This window comes from Streptomyces sp. NPDC001157 (assembly GCF_053598255.1).
The window spans coordinates 259,595-272,756 of record NZ_JBSFJW010000005.1 but is presented as its reverse complement, the minus strand read 5'-3'; the positions used below and the strand labels follow the sequence as shown (position 1 = coordinate 272,756).

Genomic DNA, 13,162 nt, shown 5'->3' with positions numbered 1-13,162 from the left:
ATCAAGTGGTGACGGTCACGGCAGGGGCGTACGGTCGAACGGTAGACGCCGCAGTGGACGGAACCGTTCACTGATGCCGAGTGCGACACGCCATGAGCAGCAGCCCGCAGCCGAGCCCCGCAGCACAGGCCGCCACCCGCGAACCGGGCGGCGGCGGAAACGGCATGGCGCTGCTGGTCATCGCCTCGTGCCAGCTGATGGTGGTCCTGGACATCACCATCGTGAACATCGCGCTGCCGCACATCCAGACCGCGTTGGACTTCTCCACCACCAGCCTGTCCTGGGTGGTCAACGCATACACCCTGACCTTCGGCGGCCTGCTGCTGCTCGGCGGCCGCACCGGGGACATCCTCGGCAGACGACGCGTCTTCATCTTCGGCGTACTGCTGTTCGCGCTCGCCTCCCTGCTGGGCGGGCTCGCGCAGAACTCCGGCCAGCTCCTGGCCGCACGCGCACTCCAGGGCGTCGGCGGCGCCATCGCGTCCCCGACGGCCCTCGCCCTGATCAGCACGACCTTCCGCGAGGGTCCGGAACGCAACCGGGCCTTCGGGGTGTTCGCCGGGGTCTCGGCGGGCGGCGGTGCCATCGGGCTCCTGGCGGGCGGGGTCATCGTCGAGTGGCTGAACTGGCGCTGGGTGCTCTTCGTGAACGTCCCCATCGCGGTGCTCATCGCCCTCGCCACGCCACGCTGGATCAAGGAGTCCGAACGCCACCCGGGGCACTTCGATCTCGCCGGCGCGCTGACGTCCACCCTGGGCATGGTGCTGCTGGTGTACGGCTTCATCAGAGCGGCGCAGGACGGCTGGCGGGACGCGCTCACGCTGGCCTCGTTCGGTGCGGCCGTCGTCGTCCTCACGGCGTTCATCCTGATCGAGCGGCGTTCCAGCCAGCCGATCACACCGCTGCACATGTTCGCCGACCGCAACCGCGCCGGCACCTACGGCATCATGCTCAGCCTCGCCGCCGCGATCTTCGGCATGTTCTTCTTCCTCACGCTCTTCGTGCAGAACGTGCTGGGCTTCAGCCCACTGGCCACCGGGTTCGCCTTCCTTCCGGTCAGTGCGGTCATCGCCTTCGGTGCCGGGCTGGCCTCGCGGTTCCTGCCCACCTTCGGCCCCAAGCCGTTCATGGTGGTGGGAGCGATCCTCGCGGCGGCCGGCCTGGCCTGGCTGACCCTGACCGACGTCCACTCCACCTATGCGGGCAGCATTCTCGGCCCGATCCTCGTCTTCAGCCTGGGCATGGGCCTGGAGTTCGTCTCGCTCACCCTCATGGCGCTCTCCAACGTCCCCGTCCAGGAGACCGGCGCGGCCTCCGGACTCCTCAACGCCACCCAGCAGGTGGGTGGTTCACTCGGCCTGTCCATCCTGGTCACCATGTTCGGCACCGCCAGCACCAACGAGGCCCACAAGCAGATACCGCGCTTCCTGGCCCAGGCCACCCCGGCCGAACGCCTGCGCTTCAAGCACACCGGGCAGCTCCCGAGCCCCTGGTCCGACCACGTGCTCACGTCCGGGATCTCGGCGGCCTTCATCATGGCGGCGATCTTCACCGTCATCGCCGCCCTGATCGCCCTGGTCGTCATCCAGGTCCGCCCCTCCGACCTGGAACGACTCAAGGGCGGGACGGGACCCGGCCCGGGCTGACGCTCCTCAGCCCGCCGAGACCGTCTGCCCGCCCCACTCCTCCGGCGCGACGTCCGCAAGGGTCTCCGAGAACGTCCACTGATGGCCCGCGAGGTCCTCGGCCGTGTACTGGCGTTCCCCGTACTCGAAGTCGGTCGGTTCCATGACGATGCGGGCGCCGTGTGCCCGGGCCTGCTCGCAGTGGGCACGGACGTCGTCGACGCGCACCGTCACCGAGTGCGTGACCTCGCCGGGGCGCGGGGGACGGCGGTCCTTGCGGGTGTCCCCGACGATCACGGCGCCGTCGCCGAAGCCGAGCTGCGCGCGGTGGTCCTCGCCGATCCGTACCCGTTCCACGAACCCGAAGGCCGCACCGAGCCAGGCGACCGCCGCGCGTACATCGGGATAGATCAGAACGGGGATGACGGTCGCGGAGGGGATGGAGCGGTTCGGCTTCATGGCCGACTCCCTGTCATCGGGAAATCAAGAGGCGGGTTGCATGCCGGTTCTGCCAGGCTAGTCGGTCGGTTCGTGCCTTCCCATTCCGTCCACGAGTCCGTCAAGGGAGTGCCGGTGACCGTATCCCGCCTGGCCCCGTTGCTGGAGCAGTTCGACTTCGCATGCGCGCGTCTGGCCGCCCGGCTGACCGGGCCGGTGATGGACAGCGGCGACGGTTCGGACACCGAGGTCGGGCCCATGACCGACGAGGAGTACCTCTGGGAGCCGGTGCCGGACTGCTGGTCGGTACGCCGTCGGTCGGACGGGCCGGGGCCGCGTGCCACCCTGCTGGCCGGCGCCGCGGACGGGGACTGGGGACGCGACGCCGCCCCCTACCCGCACCCCTGGCCACCGCCCTTCACCACCGTCGCATGGCGGCTGAGCCACCTGAGCGAGATGCTGACCCTCCGTGCCGATCACACGGCAGGCACCCACAGCCTCACCCGGGGCGACTACCTCGTCAGCGGGGACGCGACAGCGGCCGCCGCCGCTTTCGACGCCGGTGCCACGGCCTGGCGGGGGGCACTGCTGAGCAGCGGCGACGCGGCGCTCGACACGGTCGGCCACTGCACGTATCCGCACGGCAGCGACCCCCAAGAGCCGTTCGTCGACATCGTGTGGTGGGTCAATCAGGAGGTCCTGCACCACGGGGCCGAGATCGCCCTGCTGCGCGACCTGTACCGCGCGCGAAGGCCCTGACCGCGCCCGCGCCGCGGGTCACGGCGCGGGGACCAGCCCCAGCTGCTGGGCCCGCAGAACCGTGCTGATGCGGTCGCGGGTACCGAGCTTGCGGTAGATCTTCTCGACGTGCTTGTGGACCGTACGGTCCGAGATGCCGAGCCGCCGGCCGATCGCGGCCGCGGTCAGGGCGTCCGTGAGCAGGAGCAGGACGGTCATCTCCCGGGGGGTGAGCGGGCAGTCCGCGGCCGCCGGTCCGTCGGCGGTGTCCGGGGCGGCCGTCCGCTTCCAGCGCTCCAGGAGCTGCCGTTGCTGCTCGACCGCCGCCAGCAGCGGCTGCAACTGCCGGGCCGTGCGGACGTGGTCGTCGGTGAAGTCCGTGCCGGAGCGGTAGATCATGCATCCGGTGATCGGCGTCGTCGTCTGGGGCAGAGGGACGGCCAGCACATGGTCCGCGTCCATGATGTCGCCGATCAGCCGCGCGGTCGGGCTCGCGGACCATGCGGCGCCGGCCGCCTCCCGTGCCGTGAGGGGAGTCCTGTCGGGCCCGCCCGCGTAGTGGTCCGCGAACGGAAAGCCCGCGCGCAGCAGGCCCAGGTCCTCGTCCCCGAGCTCGTCGAACTCGACGGCGACCTCGGACGGCATGCCGACGGTGCCCTCGGCCTCGTTCCAGTCGTCGAGCTTGTAGATCAGGGTCTCGCCGCCGCACAGGCCGGGCAGGGCGCTCGCCAGCAGCGGCCACAGCTGCTCCGGCTCGCGTTCGTTGAGGGCGGCGACGGCCACCGACAGCATGCGTTCGTGGGCCCCGCCCGGCACCTGTGCCACGTGCTTCTCCGCTCGTCCGCCGCGTACGCAGTTGTACCCATACCGGCGACGCCGTCCACTGCTCCAGACTGCATGCGAGCACCCTCGAACAACAACGACGTTCTCGGATCCACTCCAGCACATCGGCGCTACGGCAGCCGCAGCGGGGGAGCCCGGCGCCTGGGGAGGACGCCGGGATCCCACGCCGTGCGGGGCCGCCGGCGCGGGGGACCGGCGGCCCCGCACGGCTCACTCCGACGCGGGCGGGCTCGTACGCATCGCATCGGAGATCGACTTGACGCCACCGTGCGCGGTGAGGCCCCCGTCCACCGGAATCTCCGCCCCGGTGATGAACGACGACTCGTCGGACAACAGGAAGACCACGAGCGGTGCGATGTCGTCGACGGTTCCGCTGCGGCCGAGCGGGGTCTCGCGGATGGTCGTCTCACGGAACGCGGGCGTGGCTGCGGCCGTCATCTCGGTCTCGATATAGCCGGGGTGGACGGTGTTGACGCGGATGCCCCACGGCCCCAGCTCCATCGCGGCGATCTTCGACACCCCGCGCAGGGCCCACTTGCTCACCGTGTACGCCACCGGGTAGTAGCCGGTGAGTGCCGCGGACGAGCCGACGTTGACGATCGACGAGCCGGGCGGCATCAGCGGGGCGAGGTGCTGGATGCCGAGCAGCGGGCCGGTCGTGTTCACCGCCTGGACCTGCGTGAAATCCTCGGGGCGCACCTCGCCCAGCCGCTCGCGCCGGATGATGCCCGCGTTGTTGACCAGGCCGTGGATCTCCCCGTACGACTCCTTCAACTCGGCTGCCAGCGCCGCCCAGTCGCTCTCGCCGCTGACGTCGAGCTGTCGGCAGTCGCCCTCGGGCCGCACGTCGGTGGCTACCACCCGGGCGCCGGCCCGGGTCAGCGCCTCCGCCTCGGCGGCACCCTGACCCCGGGCGGCCCCGGTGACGACCACGACCTTCCCGGCCGGCCGCCGTGTGTTCTCGTTGCTCACCCGGCCATCCTTCATCACCGAGCCAGCCTGAGCTCGTACTCCGGGTGGATCCTCCGCATGTACCCGGTGTCGTCGCGACTGCGCACCCCCGACTCCACGTACAGCCGGTGCAGCCGGTCGAGCGCGTCGTGATCCAGCTCCACACCCAGGCCCGGTCCGCTCGGGACCGCCAGTCGTCGGCCGCGTTCCACGGGTAGTGCGTGTCGCAGGAGTGGTCGAGATTGGGGATGGCCGCCGCCACCTGGGCCATGGCGGCGAGGCTGATGCCCAGGTGCGGGTTGGAGTGCATGGACAGGGCCAGCCCGAACGCCTCGCAGACGGCGGCCAGTTCACGGGTGCGACGCAGTCCGCCCCAGTAGTGGTGGTCGGTGAGGAGCACCTGCACGGCGTTCTGCTCGACGGCGGGCTTCAGATGCTCCCAGGCGATCACGCATCGCGGGAACCGGCGCTCCCGGAACCGGAGCCACAGGCGGCCGTCCCGGATGCGATCCCCGCGGCGGCGAGGGCGGCGGCGAGGCGGCGATTTCGCCGGCGATCACCCACGAGCACCTTCGCTTCATATCCATGAACTGACGTCATGAATCTAGATGGGAGGGCTCAAGCGGAGTGCCTTGACGAACAACGAGGAGGCCGCCGACTTCCGTCGGCGGCCTCGCAGTTCATCGAACTGTTGGTGGCAGGACTCGACCGGAGTCCCTGAACTCACGCGGGACGTACGGCGATACGCACTGCGGCTTCGCCGGCGTAGTGGACCGGGTCCTCGCGGATGACCGCGCCCGGGCCGGGCGCGTGAATCATCAGGCCGTTGCCGGTGCACAGGCCGACATGGCTGAAGTTGTCGTTGAAGAAGATCAGGTCTCCGGGGCGGCTCTCGGCCAGCGGAATCACCGTGCCTGCGCTCGCCTGCTCGTACGTGGTGCGTGGCAGGGTGACCCCGGCGGCCCGCCAGGCGGCCTGGGTGAGCCCGGCGTTGTCGTACGACTCCGGCCCGACCGCACCCCACAGACACGGCCTGCCGATCTGCGCACGGGCGAAGTCGATCGCCCTGTCGGCCTTGGTGATGACGGAGGTGCCGGCAGCGAGCGCGCCCGTGTCGAGGACGGACGGCTGCGTGGTCCATCCCCCGGCCTGGGGTATGCCGGTGTCGAGCACGGATGGCTGGGTGCGCCAATCCTCGACCGCGGTGGTGCCGGGGTCGAGGGTGGAGGGCTGTGTACGCCAATCCCCGGCAGGGGTCACGCCCGTGTCGAGCACGGACGGCTGCATGCGCCACTCCTCGACCGCGGGTACGCCGGTGTCGAGCACGGACGGCTGCATGAGCTGCTCACCGGCCGGGGGCATGCCCGTGTCGAGGACCGTCGGCTGCTGCAGTCGCCATGCCTCCTCGGTCGCCAGGCGGGTCTGTTCCGCCTGGTCCTGCCAGGGGAGCTGGGCCGGCAGGGCCTGGGCGGCCGGGCGCGGCGCGGAGGTCTGCCGGGCGGTGTACCGGTACAGCAGCTCGCTGGCCGCAGCGATCTTGCGCTGGTTCTGCTCCTTGAACTTGCGCAGGGAGGACTGCCTCGACTCGGGGGCCGCCGCGGGCAGGGCGGGGGCGGCCTCCTGGCGGGGCTGTGGAACGGCGGGGAGCGCGGCCGTGGGGCCGACGGTCAGCTCCGCCACCGGCCGACGGGGCTCCGCGGAGGGCAGCTCGGCCACGGGCCGGACGGTCGCCTCCAGCTCACGGGCGGTGGCACGGCTGTCCGCCGGGCGCGCGGGCCGGGGCTCGGCCTGGCGGGCCGGCATGCGGTCGGTGGGCAGCACCGCGGGAACCGTCGGACCCAGGGAGGCACGCGCTCCGTCGAACCACCGCCGGGACACCGAGTCGAGTGCCGGGTCCGAGCGGCCGCGGTCGCGGGCCGGCGCCGCCGGCGGCCGCGCTCCCATCAACTGGGCCCGGGTGAAGTTGAAGTTGCCAGTGTCGGACTCGGCCTGGTCGTAGAGGCTGCTCACCCGCTGCCGGACGGCTTCACGGCTGGGGCCCTCGTCGCCCGTCGTCGGTGCGGCGTCGGCGGTCTGCGAGAACAGGGCCACCGAGGTGAGGGCAGCGGTCGCGAGAGCGGAATTGCGCATACCAGGAAGGCCGAAGCCTGCGGTGCGCGATGGTCGATCCGGCGCCATGGGAGCCGTACTCCTTCCGTACTCCGCCTACCGAGTTAGCTGTCGGGTTCGGGCGGTGGGTTCCGGAAGGCATGCCCTACGGCCGCTGCCCTGGCGGGCGGTTGGGCCGATTCACCCCGTCGTTCGGTTGGGTCCCCGGTTCCGGCTGCCACAGGGCGCACCGGATTCGGCGGAGGCCGCGCGTCCCGGCGGGGTTCGCCGGAGGAACTCGTGCGGCCTGACGCCACGCTAGCCAACTTGTGCGGCTCGTGTGAAGGTTGAAGGCCGGAATGTCCGATACGCTTTTGTGACCTTCGTCGTGACGTGCCGTCAGATCCGTGTGTTGTGCACACAGTGGATCCGAACGGCAACCGTCCGTCGCGAGCGGGCCGCGTCAGGGCCGCGGGCCCTCGCTGCGAGCCTCACGCTCGGCATCGCGCTTCTTGATGCGCGCCGCCTCCTTGCGGACCTCCGCCTGGGTGGCGCGCTCCTTCTGCAGCCACTCGGGCTGTTCCTGCTTCAGGGCCTCGATCTGCTCGGTGGTGAGCGCCTCGGTGATCCCGCCGCGGGCAAGACCCGCGATGGAGACACCCAGCTTCGCCGCGACCACCGGACGGGGATGGGGACCATTGGCCCGCAGCTCGCGCAGCCACTCGGGCGGCTCGGCCTGGAGCCGGTCGAGCTCGGCTCGTGAGACGACACCCTCCCGGAACTCGGCGGGGGTGGCATCGAGGTACACACCCAGCTTCTTCGCCGCGGTCGCGGGCTTCATCGTCTGGGTGCTCTGGTGCGACTTCATGCCGTCCAGGGTATCGAGCGTGTTCGAGACCTCCGACCACGGCCGGTAGCCTGGCCTGGTGACAGGCTCGGAAGAATCCCAGACGTTCCGGCTTGCGTACGTCCCGGGGGCGACGCCCGCCAAGTGGGTGCGGATCTGGAACGAGCGCCTGCCCGACATCCCGCTGAACCTCCTCGCCGTACCGGCCGCCGGGGCATCCGACGTGCTGCGCGGGGGCGAGGCCGACGCGGGACTCGTACGGCTGCCGGTCGACCGCACGTTCTTCAGCGCGATCCCCCTCTACACCGAGACGACGGTCGTCGTCGTCCCCAAGGACCACGTGATCACGGCGGCGGACGAGGTGACCGTCGCGGACCTCGCGGACGAGGTCGTCTTCCACCCCCTCGACGACGTCTTCGACTGGGACCGGCCGCCGGGCGAGCCCGCCTTCGAGCGCCCCGCCACCACCGAGGACGCCGTGGAACTCGTCGCGGCGGGGGTCGGCCTCCTGATCGTCCCCCAGTCGCTGGCCCGTCTGCACCACCGCAAGGACCTCACCTACCGGCCGCTGGCGGACGGCCCCGAGTCGAGCGTCGCGCTGGCGTGGCCGGAGGGGGCGACCACGGACCTGGTCGAGGACTTCATCGGCATCGTCCGCGGCCGCACGGTCAACAGCTCCCGCGGCCGCAAGGCGTCGACACCGGAAACCAAGGGCACGGCAGGGGGCAGGACCGGCGGCACGGCCGGCGCCCGGCGCAAGCCCGCGGCGGGGAAGGTGACCGGGAAGACGGCCGGGAAGTCGACGGGGCGCAACCCGAGGGCCGGATCCGACGTCTCCAAGGGCGCCAAGCGCAGGAAACCCCGCCGCGGGGCATAGCCGCCCTCGGGGCGGCCTCGCCCCGTTCCGACCATCCGGTGGGGAGATGGACGGGAGGCGGGGAGTCTTGCTTCGCAAGGGGGTGCGGTGCGCAGGCGGCGCCTCGGACCGGCTGCGTGCTCACGGACCGTGGGGCGATCCGGCCGACCGTGGATACGAGCGGCCGCGCGGCGGACTGTGGCGGGTGGCGGCGTTCGTCGGGCGCACGCTGCGGGGCGAGTGGCAGGGCATCGTGGTCGATCCGGTGCGGCAACTCAGACGTCGTGGGCTGCGCGCACTGTTCCTGGCGTTCCTGGCCGCCTTCGGTGTCGTCTTCTTCCATGCGCTGGCGCAGCGGCCGGCCGGTGCGGTGGCGGTGCGGCTGCTCGGCGGCGTCAAGGGCGACCTGCCGTTGTGGCTGGCCCTGCTGCGGACGCCGGTGTCGCTGTACGTCCCGGCCCTGGACCTGCCCGTGTGGGGAGGGATCACGAGCCTGTTCCTCGCGTTCGCCCTCGCCGAGCTGACCCTCGGCCGGGCCAGAACGCTCGCCATCTCGTACGCGACCACACTCGCCGGCACCCTCATGGTGCGGGTGATGCTCGCGCTCGGGCCGGGCTGGGGCGGGCTGGGTCTGCCGCCGAGCATCGGTCAGGTGCTGGACACGGGACCCTCCGCCGCCGTCGTGGGTCTGTTCACCTATCTGTCCGTCGTCCGGCGCGCACCCATCGTGTTCGCCCTCACCGGCGGGTCGATGGTGTGGGAGTCGATTGCCGTACCCAATCTGGCGGGCCGTGAGCACCTGATAGCGGTCGCCACCGCGATCGTCCTGGCGCTGTTCGCCGAACGCGGCCGCAAGCAGACGTCCGCCCGGCCCCTCCTTCCGGCGGGCCGAGCGGAATCGGCGCGGTCGGGGGCCGAGCACCCGTGCCCGGACGATCACGTCGCGGTGGGCTGAGCGCCGCCGGTCCTGTTCATTCATCCACCCGTGGCGGCGTGTGCGCACCGTGAGGGGAGTGATCCTGGCTTATCTTCGCCACGAAATCCGACATCCGGAGTAAATATGAATAAAACGGATGAACTGGTTGATGTGGCGAAGGAAGTGGCGCTCGTCGCCCCGGCCGGCCGGCCGGGGAGCCGCGTCCCCGCACGGCCCCTGCCCGTCGTCATCGTCACCGCCGCCGCCTCGGTGGCGGTCCTCTCCCTCACCGGCGTCGGATGGCTGAACCAGCCCGCCGTCGCGGCCTGGCGCACGGTCTGTCTGGCCATCACCGTCCAGGCGCTGCCCTTCCTTCTCCTGGGCACGGTCCTGTCGGGGGCGATCAACGCGTTCGTACCGGCCGACCTGTTCACCCGGATCCTGCCCCGCAGGCCCGCACTCGCCGTCCCGGTGGCCGGCGTCGCGGGGGTCGTCCTGCCCGGGTGCGAATGCGCCTCGGTGCCGGTGGCGAACAGCCTGATCCGCCGCGGTGTCACTCCGTCCGCCGCGTTCGCCTTCCTCCTCTCCGCCCCCGCGATCAACCCGATCGTGCTCACCGCCACGGCCGTCGCCTTCCCGGGAAACCCCGCCATGGTCGCCGCCAGGTTGCTGGCCTCTCTCGTCACCGCTGCCGTGATGGGCTGGCTGTGGCTCTGGCTGGGACGCGAGGAGTGGCTGCGACCGGCCGTCCGCCACACCGGCCACCGGCCGGGACACAGCCGCAGGCGGGAGTTCCGTCTCGGCTTCCAGCACGACTTCCTGCACGCCGGCGGCTTCCTGGTGCTGGGTGCCATGGCCGCGGCCACCTTCAACGTGGCCGTGCCGCGCTCGGTCCTCGACACCTTCTCCGGCTCGCCCTGGCTGTCGGTGCTCTTCCTGGCCGCGCTCGCCGTCCTGCTCGCCGTCTGCTCGGAGGCCGACGCGTTCGTCGCCGCCTCGCTCACCGGCTTCTCGCCCACCGCTCGACTGGTCTTCATGGTGGTCGGCCCGATGGTCGACCTGAAACTGATCGCCCTTCAGGCGGGCACCTTCGGCCGCTCCTTCGCCCTGCGCTTCTCCGCCGCCACGACGGTGGTGGCCGTCGCCGCCGGCGTCCTGATCGGAGGCGCACTGCTGTGAAGCGCCACGCCCAAGTCCTCCTACTGGTCCTGACCGGTCTGGGCCTGCTGCACGCGGCCCTGTTCAGCGACCTCTGTCTGCGCTACGTCAAGGAAGGCCTGCGCCCCCTGCTGATCGCCTCCGGGGTGCTGCTCCTGCTGCTGGGCCTGGCAGGAGCGGCGCTGGACCGTACGGCCCCCGAAGCCGACGTACACGCACACGGCCACGACCACTCCACCGCACCCCGCATCGCCTGGCTGCTGTTCCTGCCCGCGCTCAGCCTGCTCCTCTACGCTCCGCCCGCCCTCGGCGCGTACACGGCCTCGCACGCGAACAACAAGGCCGTGCCGAAGGCACAGCGGTTCGATCCGCTGCCCGCGACCGTCCCGCTGCCGATGACCCTCACCGACTTCACCGCCCGGGTCCAGCAGGACCGGGAGCAGGCCGTCAAAGGCCGCAGCATCCGCATGACCGGATTCGTCACCCCGGCGGGGCAGGGCGGCGGCTGGTATCTGACCCGGATCATCTTCACCTGCTGCGCGGCGGACTCCCAGTCGGTCAAGGTCCGTATGTACGGGGCTCCCGCACTGCCGGCCAACACCTGGGTGGCCGTCACCGGAGCCTGGCACCCCCAGGGCACGCTCGGCACGAAGTCCGCGACGGCGGCCCTCGACGTCCACCGCACCGAGCGCATCTCCCCGCCCGTCAACGCATACACGGACGACCTTCCGCTCACGCCCTCGTGACGTCGCCCTCATGACATCGCCCCGGCGGCAGAGGTCATCCTTGGCCCGGCCCTGGCTCGGACTCTCCGGATGCACGGCTTCTGCCGCTGGGGTCGACCGTGGGCGTGCCTGAGGCGGTGCCGCCGTTCAGTTCCTGCCGCACCTGCCGCCAGGCGCGGATGATCTGCGGCAGCCGCGACAGCACCTCGGTGATCTGCGTCAGCAGCAGCGTGACGCAGCCGAACGCAGCGAGGATGACGAGGGTCACGTCGTCCCACTTCACCGTGTCGCCGCCTTCCGCCGGGTGAAGTACGCCCATGTGAGCCGTCCTCCAAGCGGGTCCGGCGAAGTCCGCTGCGGTACGGCAGTGCCCTGAAGGGGCGCGGGGCCGTGTCGATCTGCGGCTCCGCCGCGATGGGGGTCCCCCCGCTCGAGCGAATTCGAGAGCGGGGGAGCGACCAGCCACGACGGCGCCGCAGACGGCCGACGGCACATCGCGGCACTTCCAGCGGCGCGCTCAGCCGAGCAGGGCATGGCGCGACATCCAGTCGAGGGCGTCCACGCCCAGCCGGTCGGGAGCCTCGCGCAACGCGGCCTCCACCGCTGCGAGGTCGGCCAGCGCCGCGGGTGCGCCCGACCGGTCCAGCACGGCGAGACGCCGCATCGCCGAGGTGACGGCGTCGGGCCAGCCCGGCATGCCGAAGTGGGCGGGGGCCGTGACCGCAGCGGTCACGGCACTGCGCAGCAGCCCCGCGCGCCAGCCCTGCTCACGCATGACCTCCGCGGTGAACCAGACCCGGTCGTCGACGTGCCGTACGAACTCCGCCACCGGTTCGGACACCGTCCGCAGCGCGAAGCGAGAGCCGCCCGCCCACGGCAGGTCCAGGTCCGAGGCGACGGCCACGAACGCGCGCAGCGCCTCCGGCCCGTCGTCCCGCGCGGCCGACAGCGCCGCGCGGGCCCTGCGACACAGGTCGACGCTCTGCGCGAAGACATCCCCGTCGCTCGGCCCGTCGTCGGCCGCATGGATCACCTCCAGCGGCCCCTCGCGCCAGGCTTCGGCGACCAGGCCGACTGCCGCAGCGCTCACCAAGGCGTCCGTGTCGTCCGCGTCGATGCCGAAGTGCGCCAGGACGGCGGGCGCCTGCTCCTCGATCTCCGGAAGCAGCGGGCGCTTCTCCTCGGTACCGTTCTCGGTCTTCCCCAGGAGAGCCATGAGCCGAGGTGACAGCGGCTCTGGTTCCGGCGGTTCCACGGTGATGCCGTGCTTCGCCAGATCCTCGAAGACAGCATCAGGGCCGCAGTCGATGTGCGAGGCGTCATGACGCCCCGAGCAGTCCTCCGGGCACTCGAGTTCCTCGCACATCTCCGGTTCTGCGGGCTGCGCCTCGTTGATCAGGTGGTAGGCGAGACGCTCTACCACCGCCTCCCGCGCGGTGATCACGGCCAGGTCGAGCCGGAGCGCCCCGTCCTTGAGCTCCGGGTCCTCGCGATCCGCCGAGGCGGGCGGCTCCGGCATGTCCGGCACCCAGGCGTACGACGATTCCAGCGAGATCAGAAGCCAGGCGACCTGCAGCGGCTCGACCTCACCCTCCCGGGTCAGCTCGGCCACGGCCTCCGCGGCCTTGCGTACACTCCCGAGTCGTCCGAGATGCCGCTCCCGCACGGACACCCACGCCGCGGACTCCGCCCGGGCCTGCTCGGCGTCCTGGGCCAGCGCGGCATCACGGGCCCGCCGCGCCCGGGCGACCAGGCGGGTCAGACAGGGGCGGCAGGCGAACAGACCCGACTCGGGAGTCGGCCCGAGCGGTACGGGCAGCCGGTCCTCGAAGGCCTGGTCGCACAGGCAGCAGTCCAGCGCCCCCACCTGGCGGGAGGTAGGTCTTGTGGGCAGCGCGGAACGGATCACGGCACGGGCATAGTCAGGGATGTGCACAGGCGGGCAACTCCTCGGAAGGCGGCGCCGGTTCGGTCACG

Annotated in this window: 13 protein-coding genes, 1 pseudogene and 1 riboswitch; of the genes and pseudogenes, 6 read left to right on the top strand and 8 right to left on the bottom strand. The window is 71.6% G+C overall.

All coding sequences use genetic code 11. The annotated features are described in order from the left end of the window. The first annotated feature begins 92 nt into the window (after positions 1-92). Complete coding sequence (locus tag ACWDAG_RS11760; RefSeq protein WP_450695421.1) at positions 93-1,646, top strand: MFS transporter; 1,554 nt, start codon at positions 93-95, stop codon at positions 1,644-1,646. A 6-nt stretch (positions 1,647-1,652) separates the two neighbouring features. Here the strand turns inward: ACWDAG_RS11760 and ACWDAG_RS11755 are convergent, their stop codons facing one another. Then, entirely contained in the window at positions 1,653-2,084 is a 432-nt protein-coding gene (locus ACWDAG_RS11755) for a VOC family protein (protein WP_450695420.1), read from the bottom strand. Between the two features lie 114 nt (positions 2,085-2,198). Here ACWDAG_RS11755 and ACWDAG_RS11750 point away from each other — a divergent pair, with 114 nt between their 5' ends. Continuing rightward, positions 2,199-2,822: a DinB family protein gene (locus ACWDAG_RS11750; RefSeq protein ID WP_450695419.1), complete on the top strand. Its 624-nt coding sequence runs from the start codon at positions 2,199-2,201 to the stop codon at positions 2,820-2,822. Between the two features lie 18 nt (positions 2,823-2,840). Here the strand turns inward: ACWDAG_RS11750 and ACWDAG_RS11745 are convergent, their stop codons facing one another. The 5 genes and pseudogenes from ACWDAG_RS11745 to ACWDAG_RS11725 all read right to left on the bottom strand — a co-directional run bounded on the left by ACWDAG_RS11745 (position 2,841) and on the right by ACWDAG_RS11725 (position 7,551). After that, positions 2,841-3,626 (bottom strand): LuxR C-terminal-related transcriptional regulator, encoded by a 786-nt coding sequence (locus ACWDAG_RS11745; RefSeq protein ID WP_450695418.1) that lies wholly within the window; start codon positions 3,624-3,626, stop codon positions 2,841-2,843. A 228-nt stretch (positions 3,627-3,854) separates the two neighbouring features. Further along, positions 3,855-4,616 (bottom strand): SDR family NAD(P)-dependent oxidoreductase, encoded by a 762-nt coding sequence (locus ACWDAG_RS11740; protein WP_450695417.1) that lies wholly within the window; start codon positions 4,614-4,616, stop codon positions 3,855-3,857. Positions 4,617-4,630: 14 nt separating this feature from the next. Next, a pseudogene (locus ACWDAG_RS11735) lies at positions 4,631-5,049 on the bottom strand (enolase C-terminal domain-like protein); the annotation flags it as partial. Between the two features lie 269 nt (positions 5,050-5,318). Then, positions 5,319-6,725: an NlpC/P60 family protein gene (locus tag ACWDAG_RS11730; protein ID WP_450695416.1), complete on the bottom strand. Its 1,407-nt coding sequence runs from the start codon at positions 6,723-6,725 to the stop codon at positions 5,319-5,321. Positions 6,726-6,781: 56 nt separating this feature from the next. After that, positions 6,782-6,955: riboswitch (cyclic di-AMP (ydaO/yuaA leader) on the bottom strand. Between the two features lie 191 nt (positions 6,956-7,146). Further along, the gene (locus ACWDAG_RS11725) at positions 7,147-7,551 is read right to left on the bottom strand and encodes a DUF5997 family protein (RefSeq protein ID WP_450695415.1); all 405 of its coding nucleotides are present in this window, start codon (positions 7,549-7,551) and stop codon (positions 7,147-7,149) included. A 58-nt stretch (positions 7,552-7,609) separates the two neighbouring features. Between ACWDAG_RS11725 and ACWDAG_RS11720 the strand changes: the two genes are divergently transcribed. The 4 genes from ACWDAG_RS11720 (at position 7,610) to ACWDAG_RS11705 (ending at position 11,206) form a co-directional block, all read left to right on the top strand. Continuing rightward, positions 7,610-8,407, top strand: coding sequence for a LysR family substrate-binding domain-containing protein (locus ACWDAG_RS11720; RefSeq protein WP_450695414.1), 798 nt, complete (start codon positions 7,610-7,612; stop codon positions 8,405-8,407). Positions 8,408-8,474: 67 nt separating this feature from the next. Next, positions 8,475-9,341: a hypothetical protein gene (locus tag ACWDAG_RS11715; RefSeq protein ID WP_450695413.1), complete on the top strand. Its 867-nt coding sequence runs from the start codon at positions 8,475-8,477 to the stop codon at positions 9,339-9,341. Between the two features lie 105 nt (positions 9,342-9,446). Next, positions 9,447-10,481, top strand: a complete 1,035-nt coding sequence (locus ACWDAG_RS11710; protein WP_450695412.1) for a permease — start codon at positions 9,447-9,449, stop codon at positions 10,479-10,481. Further along, entirely contained in the window at positions 10,478-11,206 is a 729-nt protein-coding gene (locus ACWDAG_RS11705; protein WP_450695411.1) for a TIGR03943 family putative permease subunit, read from the top strand. The genes ACWDAG_RS11710 and ACWDAG_RS11705 overlap by 4 nt, the downstream gene beginning before the upstream one ends. Positions 11,207-11,240: 34 nt before the next feature. Here ACWDAG_RS11705 and ACWDAG_RS11700 read toward each other — a convergent pair whose 3' ends face one another. After that, positions 11,241-11,504, bottom strand: a complete 264-nt coding sequence (locus ACWDAG_RS11700; RefSeq protein WP_450695410.1) for a hypothetical protein — start codon at positions 11,502-11,504, stop codon at positions 11,241-11,243. Positions 11,505-11,702: 198 nt separating this feature from the next. Continuing rightward, positions 11,703-13,121: a hypothetical protein gene (locus tag ACWDAG_RS11695; RefSeq protein ID WP_450695409.1), complete on the bottom strand. Its 1,419-nt coding sequence runs from the start codon at positions 13,119-13,121 to the stop codon at positions 11,703-11,705. Positions 13,122-13,162: the final 41 nt, after the last annotated feature.

What these genes read in the sequence shown, in the direction of transcription:
- ACWDAG_RS11710 (WP_450695412.1), top strand. Translation starts at nt 9,447, where the DNA reads ATGAATAAAACGGATGAACTGGTTGATGTGGCGAAGGAAGTGGCGCTC.
- ACWDAG_RS11730 (WP_450695416.1), bottom strand. Translation starts at nt 6,725, where the DNA reads ATGCGCAATTCCGCTCTCGCGACCGCTGCCCTCACCTCGGTGGCCCTG.
- ACWDAG_RS11760 (WP_450695421.1), top strand. Translation starts at nt 93, where the DNA reads ATGAGCAGCAGCCCGCAGCCGAGCCCCGCAGCACAGGCCGCCACCCGC.
- ACWDAG_RS11725 (WP_450695415.1), bottom strand. Translation starts at nt 7,551, where the DNA reads ATGAAGTCGCACCAGAGCACCCAGACGATGAAGCCCGCGACCGCGGCG.
- ACWDAG_RS11755 (WP_450695420.1), bottom strand. Translation starts at nt 2,084, where the DNA reads ATGAAGCCGAACCGCTCCATCCCCTCCGCGACCGTCATCCCCGTTCTG.
- ACWDAG_RS11700 (WP_450695410.1), bottom strand. Translation starts at nt 11,504, where the DNA reads ATGGGCGTACTTCACCCGGCGGAAGGCGGCGACACGGTGAAGTGGGAC.